The following is a 234-nucleotide window of genomic DNA, read 5'->3' on the forward strand; positions in this document are numbered from 1 at the left end:
CCAATAAGGGAGAGTTGATTGCTTATATTTTAGAAAAAGAGCAGTTAAAAGCGGAAGAGTGTCTGATGGTTGGTGATCGTGAGCATGACATTTTGGGTGCACGTCGTAACGGCATTGAAACCATTGCGGTGGAATACGGTTATGGTTCTGATCAAGAGTTGACGGAAGCCGCACCTAAAGCACGAATTAAAACCTTTGCCGATGTCTTGGACTTGATTTAACGCAGATAGGATT

At 43.2% G+C, this 234-nt stretch carries 1 protein-coding gene; it reads left to right on the top strand.

Annotated elements, in window-relative coordinates:
- Positions 1-221, top strand: a 221-nt coding sequence (locus RRF55_RS28040; RefSeq protein ID WP_439419305.1) for an HAD hydrolase-like protein, incomplete at its 5' end; no start/stop codon positions are given.
- Positions 222-234: the final 13 nt, after the last annotated feature.

It is taken from the genome of Klebsiella sp. K47 (assembly GCF_051858335.1).
Lineage (GTDB): Bacteria > Pseudomonadota > Gammaproteobacteria > Enterobacterales > Enterobacteriaceae > Klebsiella > Klebsiella pneumoniae.